Origin of the sequence: Acidithiobacillus sp. IBUN Pt1247-S3, assembly GCF_041146875.1 — a bacterium.
Classification (GTDB): Bacteria; Pseudomonadota; Gammaproteobacteria; order Acidithiobacillales; family Acidithiobacillaceae; genus Igneacidithiobacillus.
This window is the reverse complement of sequence record NZ_JBFRXP010000019.1, coordinates 1-10,846: the sequence shown is the minus strand read 5'-3', so window position 1 is coordinate 10,846 and position 10,846 is coordinate 1. Positions and strand designations below refer to the sequence as shown.

Genomic DNA, 10,846 nt, shown 5'->3' with positions numbered 1-10,846 from the left:
TTCATGTCGTTGCTGATCAAGAATGGTACCGTCGTCAATGCCGACCGCAGCTTTGTTGCCGACGTCTTGTGTGCGGACGGCAAGATCGTGGCGCTGGAGCCGGGGCTTTCTGCCGGCGGAGTGGAGATCGTGATTGATGCCCGCGGCAAACTGGTCATGCCCGGTGGTATTGATCCACACACCCATATGCAATTGCCTTTCATGGGTACAGTTGCAAGCGAGGACTTTTATTCCGGTACCGCCGCCGCCCTGGCGGGTGGCACAACGATGATCATCGATTTTGTCATCCCTGGTCCGGGGGAGCGGCTGCTCGATGCCTACCACAAGTGGCGGCAATGGGCGGAAAAGAGTTGCTGCGATTACTCCTTCCATGTGGCGATCACGTGGTGGGATGAATCGGTGTATGACGACATGGGTACCCTGGTGCGCGACTGGGGGGTCAATAGCTTCAAGCACTTCATGGCCTATAAAGGTGCCATCATGGCCGATGACGGGGTGCTGACCCAGAGTTTTCCGCGCGCGCTGGAATTGGGAGCCTTACCTACGGTCCATGCCGAGAACGGCGAACTGGTGGACTATCTACAAAAACTGCTGCGCAAAAAGGGGATTGCCGGCCCGGAAGGACATCCCCAATCGCGCCCGCCCAAGGTGGAGGGCGAAGCCGCGCAACGCGTCATTCATATTGCCGCCATCCTCGGGGTGCCCCTGTATCTGGTGCATAACTCGGCGATCGAGTCGGTGGACGCCATTGCCGCCGCCCGGCGCCAGGGGCAGCGCGTCTTTGGCGAGTGTCTCACCCAGCATCTCCTGATTGATGAATCGGTGTATTACGATAAGGACTGGAACCGCGCCGCCGCCCATGTCATGAGTCCGCCCTTTCGCCCGCGTCCGCATCAAGAGGCCCTATGGGACGCCCTGGCCGGTGGGGTGCTACAGACCACCGCCACCGACCATTGCTGCTTCTGCGGTGAACAAAAGGCCATGGGTCGGGAGGATTTCGCGAAAATCCCCAATGGCACGGCGGGTGTGGAAGACCGCATGGCGGTGCTCTGGCACCACGGGGTGAACATGGGGCGGATGACCGCCAACGACTTCGTGGCGCTAACGTCCAGCAATGCGGCGCGAATTTTTAACCTCTACCCGCGTAAGGGTGTGGTGCAGATGGGCGCCGATGCCGACCTAGTCGTTTGGGACCCCGCACTGCTGCGTACCATTCGCGCCGAAACGCAACATCAACGCGTCGATTTCAATGTCTTTGAGGGAATGGAGGTCACCGGCGGCCCGTCGCATACCATCAGTCGCGGGCATTTAGTCTATGCCGATGGGAAGGTGTTAGTGGCTGCCGGTGCGGGCAGCTATGTCAATCGCCCAGCCTTTCCGCCGTACATGGAGGCGCAACGCCGACAAAACGAGCAGTACCCGCTGCGTTTTGTGCCGCGTCCGGCTGTTGCCGGTTCGGAAAGGAGAGGCTAACCATGGCCTCCGGTCTGCCTGTGGCCCGCACGTCGGATATTGCCGTTCCCGAAGGAGCGGGCCTGGAAGAATTGTGCGCAGAAGCGGAACAATCGCCTTTGTACAATGAGGACCTGGCACCAATTCCTGAGTCGCGGCGCAGTTGGGGTACCTGGAATTACGCTGCCCTGTGGATCAGTATGTCGGCAGCGCTGACCAATTACACCCTGGCTGCGGGACTGATGGCGGCGGGCATGTTGTGGTGGCAGGCGTTGCTCACCATCACCCTGGGCAATTTGATCGTGCTGGTGCCCATGCTGCTCAATGCTTGGGTGGGGGTGCGCTATGGCATTCCCTTTCCTGTATTCGTCCGTGCCGCCTTTGGTACTGAGGGTGCCAAGGTGGCGGCCATGGCCCGCGGTTTGGTGGGCTGTGGTTGGTTTGGCATTCAGACCTGGCTCGGTGGTCTGGCGCTGTCCGCCTTGCTGGCGCATTTCTGGACGGCATGGCCGGGAATCTCCGGCCACGAATATTTGGCGTTTGGCACCTTCTGGCTCGTGCAGATGGCTATCGTTTCTCGCGGAATGGGGGCAATCAAGCGTTTTGAGAGTGGTGCTGCCCCAATCCTGTTGTTGTTATTGTTGACCCTGATGATCTGGGCGCTCAGCATTGGGCCGGGCTTTCTTGCGACCTTGCAGGCCTCGACGCGCCTGTCGACATCTTCGTCCTATACCTTTTGGGAACTGTTTTGGCCTGGTCTCGCCGCCAATGTGGGAAACTGGGCGACCCTAAGTCTGAATATCCCCGATTTTACCCGCTATGCCAAATCGCAGCGCGCGCAGTTGATCGGGCAGTCCATTGGTCTGCCGCTCGGCATGATGGGCACGAGTTTTGTGGGGCTCTTTGTCACTGCGACTGCCCTTGACGTGTTTCACCAGACCTTATGGAATCCGATTGAACTGATTCCACATATTACCCACAACGGTCTCCTGTTGCTGCTTGCGCTTGGTGTTATTCTGCTGGCGCAGACGAGTATCAACATGGGGGCGAATGTTGTGTCGCCTTCCAACGATTTTTCCAACCTCGCGCCGCGTTGGATCAGTTTTCGCCTGGGTGGGTTGATAACCGGTATTGTGGGGATTCTGATGTGCCCCTGGCTTTTGATGGAGCATGCCGGCGCCTACATTTTTACCTGGCTGGCGGGGTATGGCAGTTTGCTGGGGGCCATTGCCGGGGTGATGATCGCAGACTATTGGCTATGGCGCCGGCAGCATCTGACCCTGGCAGAGCTGTACCGGGTGCCAAGCCTCTATGGTCGCTGGAACTGGCCGGCTTTCGTTGCCATGGCAGTCGCTATCGTACCCTTGATCCCTGGATTTCTGGTTGCGGCAGAGACTCCCGGTGGTATAGTCAAAAATCCCAATTTCCTCGATCGCATCTATACCTACGGTTGGCTCTGGACCTTTGCCGTAGCTGGTCTGGGTTACGTAATCCTGCAATTGGGTCGTCGGCACCAGGCACTACGGAGGCAATATGTCTGATCCTCTGCTCGTTCCACGTACCGCAGAGCTGGGCCAGATAGAGAGCCTGGGTGTAGCACCAGTGCCCGACGCATCCCGCAACATGGGTTCGGGAATGCTCTTCCTCATCTGGGCACTGGCGTCTGCTTCGGCGACCACGCCGGTGATTGGGCTCTTGTTGAAAAATGTTGGGCTATTCAATTTTGTGTGGCTGGTTTTTCTTGCTACTGCGATTGGCTTTGTGCCGGGATTGCTGTTTGCGCATATGGGGCGCCAGGTACCCATCATCTCCATGGTTATGGCCCGGCGCACTTTCGGCATGGGCGGAGCAACGGTTTTGGCGTTGCTCTACACCGTGGTTGGCGCAGGATGGTTTGGATTGAACACCGATGTGGGGGGTAGCATTCTCGATAGCCTGTTCCCGGGATTTGGCCTGACCTGGTACCTGCTGCTGGGCGCCTTGCAGATTGGCCTAGTCTTCTTTGGCATGGAGCTGCTGGAAAAATTTTACAAGTATACGGCGATCCTGTTTTTGCTTTGCTACGCCGTTCTTGCCTGGTATCTCTTTACCCGCTACCCCCTGCGCTTGCCCGTGGTACAAGGCGCAGTGCCGTGGGGCAAGGATATTGATCTCATCTTGAGTTTTAGTTTGCTCGCCTGGGCCTATGACTTTCCCACAGTCACCCGTTTTTGCGTCCCCTGGTCCCCCCAGGAACCCTGGTTCCGCAGTCTCGGTTTTGCATCCATGCCCTCCCTTGGGGTGATGACGGCGGTGTTGCTTATGGGCATCCTCGGTCTGGTGGCTCTGGGTATGAGCGGGGAGTGGAACATTGCCCTGCTCGGCAAAGAACTGCCGGTGTGGGGAGAAGTCTCTGCGGTTGGGGTGATTCTGGCGATTGCGCACACCAACGCCATGAACCTTTACCCGGCGGTGACCAAATTTCTGGCGGTGATCAATGTGGCGGAACGGCGCACGCCGCAATGGCTGCAACCTGCTGTGGTCTTGGGCTTGGGCGGATTTTCTACCCTTCTCGCCATTCTCGGTATATTGCACTTCATTGAAAATTTTCTGAATTTGTTGGGCGAGCTGCTCTTCCCCTTCACTTTCATTTTGCTGGTGGACTGGTTCCTCGGACGTTATCATCAGAACCCTGCGAGCCGCTTTTTTGCCGGCAATCCAGATTCTCCAAGCCTCTGGTCGTGGTCGGCAGGCTGGGCGGTGGTAATGTTGCTTGCAGCGATTGGCATGGACCAGCTAGAGCCCTGGCTGCCTGCGGCGTTGCCCCTGTATCTGCCGTGGCAGGTGGTATCCGCACTGCTCGCCGCGATGATGTACGGACTGGGATTGCACTGGGCAGAACGGCGCTGGACCTGGAGAACAGTATGACGAGTACAGGAGGAGACGGAAAACTGGGCAGCGAGCAGCTGCTAATTCTCCGCAAAACTGCTTCCGCAGCGCTGCAACGGTCCTGGTCCCCTTACTCCTGCTATCCAGTGGGCGCAGCCTTGTTGACTGCCTCCGGCCAGATTGTCAGCGGTTGCAACGTAGAAAATGCAGCCTATCCCTCGGGGCTCTGTGCCGAGGCCTCGGCCATTGGCAGTCTGGTATCCAGCCTCGGTGCGCAGCCCCTGCTGGCAGTATATGTGATTTGCCAGGGTGAGGAGGCCGCCTGGCCCTGTGGTAGTTGCCGTCAACGCCTCAATGAATTCGCCCATCCCGATCTCTGGGTCTACACCTCGACCTGGGACGGGGCAGTACAAAGCTGTGCCTTTAGCAACCTGTTTCCGCACAGTTTCGGTCCACAAAATCTGGGTCTCAGGACCCTCGGAGCATAACGATTGCGTGCCCGCGTCCGTGGCTACTTGCCGGAAGATTTTTCTGCCCCCGAGTATCAGTCCTCTAGCGATAATTTCCATTGTAGTGAAATGCTCGCCTATGACTGGAATGTGCGCGATGCGCGGCGAGATTTACTTGCTGCCTCTCCCCAGCAGGTGCTGAAACGCTTGGGCTTTACCCTGATGACCGGCAATCACGTAAATGAAACCCAGGCAGATTTTCGCGACCGGGCCTATGCCGACGCCTGTGCTGCAGTGCAATCTCTGTTTCCCAACGACCGCAATGAACTCTTTGCCGATCCCCGGTATATTACCGTACGTCGCTCGAGCGAGGGCCAGGTAGTTCCCTGTCTCCACGCCGACTACAGCCGCAGCGCCGAAGAGTATTGGCGCACTTTGGCCTGCTTCACCAGCATAGAGAATGCGGATACCTGGAAACGGGGTTTTGCGCGCGCGGAGGTGCAATCCTACCAGGTCTTTAATGTCTGGCGGCTTCTCCAGCCTGACTACGAAGACTACATGCCACTAGGGCTGGTAGGCCGCGATAGTGTGCACCAAGAAGACATCGTGCTTGGGCGCGAAAATCTGCCCGGCAGCCCAGATGGGCAGGCTAGTACCTTTTTGCGTTTACGGTATTCCTCAAGGCATGATTGGAGCTATTTTTCGCGCATGCAAGACAACGAACTGATTGTTTTTCAGTCTTTCGAGCTGAGCAAAGATGGTACGACTACCGCCCAACCTGGATGTTTTCATGCCGCTCTCGACAATTCGGCAGCGTCCATTGCGCAAGCATCACGGGTGAGTTGTGAATATCGAATTGGCGTGTATATTTTCGCCTGATTGCAAGCAGGACTAGATTTCCAGCATATCGAAGTCGGCCTTGCCGGTGCCGCAATCCGGGCAGACCCAGTCTTCGGGAACGTCTTCCCAGGCCATGCCGGGCGTTAGGCCATGCTCTGGGCTACCGGCTTCCTCGTCATAGACAAACCCGCAAATCATACATACCCAAGTTTTCATGAGAATTCTCCTATTGAAATTGCAGGCCCATTTCGCGCAGGCGGCGGCGATAGGCGACTGATGCGCGATCGGCGGCAAAATGTGCCTCCGCAGTGGGGTCTAGGGGCAGGGAAAGGGGCCATTGGCTTTCCACCATCTCTTGATCCTCCGCAAAAATTTGCGCATTGAATGCGTAGACGTCATCCAATGGGCCCGTCGTGTCAAAATTGCGTGTAATGGGTACGAAAAGGCGGGTGCTGGTGGCCGTCATCGGGCACGCCGCGTTGAGGATGTTCAAGAGGCCGTCATTGGGAAAGTGCACGGTAAGACGGGCGGTAAACGGTGGAGAGACGGCAAAGACCCGACGCCAGAGAAAGCCTTCCGGGGCGAGGTGCTGCAAGCCCTTGGGGAAATTGCTTACGTTGCTAACATAGTCACTGTGAATGATGTCGTTCTCCACGCGGACCTCGTAGTTTGGCACTGCCGGGTTGTCGGGGTCGGCAAAGGCGTTGTGGTGAATGAAGGCAAAGTGGGCGACATCGATGAACCCCTCTACCTGGCGCCCGGCAGAACCTTGAATATCGACAGGGGGCGGAACGATCTGCTGATGACCATCTTCCTCCCAACTCGGCAGGGGCGGGATCTTCACCTCTCCTGCGGGCCGCAAGCAGGTCCAGAGTAGGCCATAGCGTTCCACGGCAGGAAAGGACTGAAGACAGAAGCGTGCGGAGGGAACCAGACCCGGCTGCGCGGGAATTTGCGTGCAGGTGCCATTGCCCGCGAAATGCAGCCCATGATAGGCACAGACCAGCTCGTTCTCGCGCAATGACCCTCTGCTCAGGGGCACTCCGCGATGCGGGCAGCGATCCAGTGCTACGGAAAATCCCGTGCCGTTACGCCAGAGCACCAGTCGGACATCCAGCAGGCGAGTCGCAAGGGGTTGCTCGCCGATATCCACCAAGCGGGCAATGGGATACCAGTACTGTGCGAGAATTTCCCAATCGTCGGAAGAAAAGGTGCGCTGCTCGCAGAGTTGTTCTGCGGGCATGGTAGAAGTCGTAGACATGCGGATTCCCTCATCACGGATGACGTTGGATTGGAGTATAGGAAACGTATCCATTGCATAAAAGAAAAGATTTTGCACATACTAAATGCAATTATCGCAATGTGCTTCTGGGGTGACGGGTATGTGGGCGTTCTCTCGTTTTGTGCGCTACTTTGATGCGGCAGCCCGCCATGGCTCTATGCGCAAGGCCGGTGACGTGCTACATGTCTCCTCCTCGTCGGTGGATCGGCAGATCCTGCGCATCGAGGAAGAAATTGGGGTACCTCTGTTTGAACGCCAGTCCCAGGGGCTGCGCTTGACCGCGGCAGGCGAACAGGTGCTCCATGCCCTGCGCAAATGGCAAAACGAGATGCAGTCTTTGCAATCACGCATCGAGGATTTGAAGGGCATCCGACGGGGTACGGTGGTGCTAGCCACTATCGAGGGCGCGGCTTCGGAGTTTGTCGCCAGCGCTATCCTGGAATTTCACCAGCGTTACCCGGGCGTGACTTTCCAGATCCAGGTTTACGGTGCACAGCAGGTTACCGAAACCGTGCTGCGCGGCGATGTGGATTTTGGTTTAACCATCAACCCCCAGCTCAGCCCCGGTCTGCGGATTATGGAGCAGCGGGATTTTCGGATCGGTGCGGTGCTGGCACCCACGCACCCGCTGGCCGGGCAGCGTTCGCTGCGCCTGTCCGATTGCATGCCCTACAAGCTGGTGATAGCAGACGCTTCTCTCGATTTGCGTTTGATTGTGAACCAGATCCTGGCGCGTGCCTCGGCGCAGCCAGAGACGATCGCCAGCTCCAACAGTATCCTGCTGATGAAAGAGTTGGTGATGCGCGGGCTGGGCATCGGTCTGCTGACCCAAATGGACGCGGGAAAGGAGATTCGCGCGGGTGATCTGGTCTACGTTCCGCTAACGGACCGGCATATTCCACCCTCGGTGCTGAGCCTATGCATGAGTGCAGATCGGCAGCTCTCCCTGCCAGCGACAGCGCTACTGGAAATCATGCAGGATCGTTTGCCCGCCTGGTAACGATCAGTATATATCCTTGCAGAAACGTCCGGCACGTTGGAGTTCGACCCAGTAGGCGCGGGCGTCTTCCGGACTGAGCCCGCCTTGCTCCTCGGCGACTTGTTGCAAGGTTTCGCCCACGCCTTTGGCCAGACGTTGCAGGCTGCCGCAGAGATAAAGAAAGGCCCCTTTTTGGATCCAGTCCCAAAACATGGCGGCATTCTCTTGTATACGATGCTGGACGTAGATGGGCGTTGACTGATCGCGGGAAAATGCCGTGTCTAGCCGGGACAGGTGTCCACTCTGCTGCCAACGCTGGATTTCCTCGGCAAAGTGGAAGTCGCTGGCAGCATGTCGTTCACCAAAGAACAGCCAATTCTTGCCCGGATCACCGCGTGTCTCCCGTTCCTGTAAAAATCCCAGGAAGGGGGCCAGACCACTGCCGGCGCCGATCATGATGATGGGCAGATCCGCTGCCGGTAGGCGAAATTTAGGATTGGCCTGGATGTTGGCGCGTACCTTCGCGCCGTGGTCGAGGCTGGCGAGGTAGCTGCTGCATAGACCGCCATCCTGATGCTGTCCGGTGACCAGAAGATGCACTTCTTCGGGCTTGGCGCTAGCGCTGGATGCAATGGAATAGCGCCGCGCCTGCAAGGGCCGCAAGCGCTTGGCAAAGTCCTGGGGGGATTCGCCAGATTGTTTTTCTTGCAGCGCCTTTGTGCCCCAGCGGCGAATGTCCAGATGCCCAGACAAGGCCGCGCGCAGCGTCATGGACGCTTCCCCGACCTGGATGGATTCGTTGCCCGCAAAGCCAGATGCCTGTAACAGGGCATCGACCTCCCGCGGCGGATTTTCGGGCAAGACCAGGAGCAGGTCGCCGGTTTCATATTGCAGTCCTGTCTCCCCGATATCCACTGCGCAATGGGTGAGAAAGCGTTCATGCTGCGCATGCCCAAGTCGTCTGCTGCCGAGCAGTCGGGTATGGGAAAAGGAGGCCGCACTGCTGCGGTTGCCGGAGGTGGCTGTCAGGGCAGGGGCGGGCAGCGGGTTGGCTGTCATCAACGGATAGAGCTCAAGGACCTTGCTTTGCCAAGACGTAATGTCGTCGCTGTCCGCTGACTCGGCCTCCAGAAAGGGGAGCAGGGCGCTGGCACCCAGCTCGCGCAGGCGCTGATTGAGACGGCGCCCGTGGGCACAAAAACTATCGAAGGAACGGTCACCGAGGCCTAATACCGCATAACGCAGGGATTCCAGGCGGGGCATCTCTGCCTGGTTGATTGCCTCCCAGAACTCGCTGCCATTGTCGGGGGCATCACCGTCGCCAAAGGTGCTGGTGACGAACAGAGCGCGCTTGTAGCGCTGCAACTCTTGCGGAGAAATTTCTTCCATGGCCAGACAGTCTGCCGCAATGTTTTTTCTGCGGAGCTGTTTGGCCAGGTTCTCGGCCAGCCCCTGTGCCGTGCCGGTCTGTGAGGCCCAGAGCAGCACCGTCGCCGCAGGCATTTCGGAAAGCGTTATCGGAATGGCTTTCTCCTCCGCTGTGTGGGGCTTGGCTATATCCGTCACAGGTAACGGATTGGAGTCTTGGCGAAACGCCTGACGCATGGCCTGGCGCCAGGCGAGACCAATCTCGTCGCCCCGCGCATGCGCCTGCGCACCGTTTGCCAGGGGAACGTCGGGCGTGGGCAGCCGTTCGGTCATGGCCACGTCTTCCTGGATGACCTGGGTCTCAAAGGCGAGCATTTCTTCCACTGTCGCAGCGTCGCCCCAGTTGTAGGCCAATAGCTTATAGATACGCGTGCTTTCGGCATCTTCTGGCTGGGCGATGAGGGCGATCATGTCGCGCCGATCGCTGCCCGGAAACTCTGCCAGCAGGCGACATTGGTAGGGCAGGGTGCAATGGTAGTGACCGAGACGGGTAAGCAAGGGGCCGCTGCCATTGGAAAAGAAAGTCTGATGGTGTAACACAACTTCGTTGGCACTGCGGTCGACATGATACAGACGGATGGGGTCGGGAGACGTCAGGCCAAAACTTTTCCCATGCAGATAGTAAAAGTGGGTAACGTCAAGAAAGTTATCCACGATCTGGGCGGCCGAGGCGCGGGTGCGCAGGGGCGGCATGATGCCGGTATGAAATTCCGCATTATTCCACTCCGGGATGTCGATTAACGGCACGCTCGGGTACTTAGGCGCGAGCCAGATCAAGCCATAGCGCTCCTCTAGGCCGGCGGGTGCATGGGCAGCAGTGCTGCGCGGGGGTGTTTGCGCACCCATGGCCGGGATGTGTACGCAGTGCCCACCAGCGGCGAAGCGCCAGCCGTGATAGGGGCACTCCAGCGCCCCATCAACCACGCATCCGGCCGAGAGTGGCGCGCTGCGATGTGGGCATTGGTCGCGCAAGGCCATCAAGCTGTCGGCAATCCGCACCAGCACCCAGGATTCCCCCAGTAGCCGCACCTGAAGTGGCCGCTCGCTAACCTCATCCGCAAGCGCGACGGGGTGCCAGGCGTGCGCAAGCTCGGGCGTCAAATTGTTGAGAACTTCAGGAAAGCCAGACATGGCGCGTCTCTACGAAAATCAAAGTAATATCAGTATAGGAATAGTCGTCGTTGCGAAAAAGCAGAGATTTTGCAGCAAAGCATTGCAAATATTGCATAAGCAACGCAGCTGCGCGGGTCTGGTGCAACGCGCAGAAGAGGTGGGTGCACACTATAGAAGAATTGATGCATCAATGTTGATGCATGGATAGCGCGTGAGCGAAAATGCCATGTCCAATAGGCCGTGAGTTTTAGGCTAGGAGACCGCGCATGGTCAGCCCAAGCGATACGTGGATTAAGAAAGCACTGGTTTCGTATTGGCGGGATCGGACCAACTGTCCTCGCCGGTTTCCACATGGCCGGCAAGCTGCCAGCGGTGGCTGTGAGTCTGCACTTCCAGGTCATACCAGTGATGGCTGCTCGCCAGCGGCCAGAGGAC

The 10,846-nt window shown here is 58.2% G+C and carries 10 protein-coding genes; 7 read left to right on the top strand and 3 right to left on the bottom strand.

The genetic code is table 11. The features are described from left to right. Window positions 1-3: 3 nt before the first annotated feature. Genes hydA through AB4090_RS12075 form a run of 5 tightly spaced genes read left to right on the top strand, consistent with a single transcriptional unit; the run spans window position 4 to window position 5,648 of the window. Window positions 4-1,473: a dihydropyrimidinase gene (gene hydA, locus AB4090_RS12095; protein ID WP_369574138.1), complete on the top strand. Its 1,470-nt coding sequence runs from the start codon at window positions 4-6 to the stop codon at window positions 1,471-1,473. Between the two features lie 2 nt (window positions 1,474-1,475). Beyond that, window positions 1,476-2,993 carry an NCS1 family nucleobase:cation symporter-1 gene (locus tag AB4090_RS12090; RefSeq protein WP_369574137.1) on the top strand — a complete coding sequence of 506 codons (1,518 nt, stop codon included), beginning with the start codon at window positions 1,476-1,478 and terminating at the stop codon, window positions 2,991-2,993. After that, complete coding sequence (locus AB4090_RS12085) at window positions 2,986-4,359, top strand: cytosine permease (protein ID WP_369574136.1); 1,374 nt, start codon at window positions 2,986-2,988, stop codon at window positions 4,357-4,359. The genes AB4090_RS12090 and AB4090_RS12085 overlap by 8 nt, the downstream gene beginning before the upstream one ends. Further along, window positions 4,356-4,808, top strand: a complete 453-nt coding sequence (cdd, locus tag AB4090_RS12080) for a cytidine deaminase (protein WP_369574135.1) — start codon at window positions 4,356-4,358, stop codon at window positions 4,806-4,808. Before AB4090_RS12085 ends, cdd begins: the two co-directional genes overlap by 4 nt. A gap of 3 nt (window positions 4,809-4,811) precedes the next feature. Beyond that, window positions 4,812-5,648: a CmcJ/NvfI family oxidoreductase gene (locus AB4090_RS12075; protein ID WP_369574134.1), complete on the top strand. Its 837-nt coding sequence runs from the start codon at window positions 4,812-4,814 to the stop codon at window positions 5,646-5,648. Window positions 5,649-5,660: 12 nt separating this feature from the next. Here the strand turns inward: AB4090_RS12075 and AB4090_RS12070 are convergent, their stop codons facing one another. Next, a complete protein-coding gene (locus AB4090_RS12070; protein ID WP_369574133.1) occupies window positions 5,661-5,825 on the bottom strand; it encodes a rubredoxin in 165 nt (54 codons plus the stop codon). Between the two features lie 10 nt (window positions 5,826-5,835). After that, entirely contained in the window at window positions 5,836-6,870 is a 1,035-nt protein-coding gene (locus AB4090_RS12065; protein ID WP_369574132.1) for a Rieske 2Fe-2S domain-containing protein, read from the bottom strand. Between the two features lie 85 nt (window positions 6,871-6,955). Here AB4090_RS12065 and AB4090_RS12060 point away from each other — a divergent pair, with 85 nt between their 5' ends. Further along, the gene (locus tag AB4090_RS12060) at window positions 6,956-7,891 is read left to right on the top strand and encodes a LysR family transcriptional regulator (protein WP_369574131.1); all 936 of its coding nucleotides are present in this window, start codon (window positions 6,956-6,958) and stop codon (window positions 7,889-7,891) included. Window positions 7,892-7,894: 3 nt separating this feature from the next. On the opposite strand, the gene AB4090_RS12055 is transcribed toward AB4090_RS12060, so the two are convergent. Continuing rightward, window positions 7,895-10,429, bottom strand: coding sequence for a flavodoxin domain-containing protein (locus AB4090_RS12055; protein WP_369574130.1), 2,535 nt, complete (start codon window positions 10,427-10,429; stop codon window positions 7,895-7,897). Between AB4090_RS12055 and AB4090_RS12050 the strand changes: the two genes are divergently transcribed. Further along, window positions 10,428-10,619, top strand: coding sequence for a hypothetical protein (locus AB4090_RS12050; protein ID WP_369574129.1), 192 nt, complete (start codon window positions 10,428-10,430; stop codon window positions 10,617-10,619). The genes AB4090_RS12055 and AB4090_RS12050 overlap by 2 nt on opposite strands. The last annotated feature ends 227 nt before the right edge of the window (window positions 10,620-10,846 follow it).

What these genes read in the sequence shown, in the direction of transcription:
- hydA (WP_369574138.1), top strand. Translation starts at nt 4, where the DNA reads ATGTCGTTGCTGATCAAGAATGGTACCGTCGTCAATGCCGACCGCAGC.
- AB4090_RS12090 (WP_369574137.1), top strand. Translation starts at nt 1,476, where the DNA reads ATGGCCTCCGGTCTGCCTGTGGCCCGCACGTCGGATATTGCCGTTCCC.
- AB4090_RS12085 (WP_369574136.1), top strand. Translation starts at nt 2,986, where the DNA reads ATGTCTGATCCTCTGCTCGTTCCACGTACCGCAGAGCTGGGCCAGATA.
- cdd (WP_369574135.1), top strand. Translation starts at nt 4,356, where the DNA reads ATGACGAGTACAGGAGGAGACGGAAAACTGGGCAGCGAGCAGCTGCTA.
- AB4090_RS12070 (WP_369574133.1), bottom strand. Translation starts at nt 5,825, where the DNA reads ATGAAAACTTGGGTATGTATGATTTGCGGGTTTGTCTATGACGAGGAA.
- AB4090_RS12065 (WP_369574132.1), bottom strand. Translation starts at nt 6,870, where the DNA reads ATGTCTACGACTTCTACCATGCCCGCAGAACAACTCTGCGAGCAGCGC.
- AB4090_RS12060 (WP_369574131.1), top strand. Translation starts at nt 6,956, where the DNA reads ATGCAATTATCGCAATGTGCTTCTGGGGTGACGGGTATGTGGGCGTTC.
- AB4090_RS12050 (WP_369574129.1), top strand. Translation starts at nt 10,428, where the DNA reads ATGGCGCGTCTCTACGAAAATCAAAGTAATATCAGTATAGGAATAGTC.
- AB4090_RS12055 (WP_369574130.1), bottom strand. Translation starts at nt 10,429, where the DNA reads ATGTCTGGCTTTCCTGAAGTTCTCAACAATTTGACGCCCGAGCTTGCG.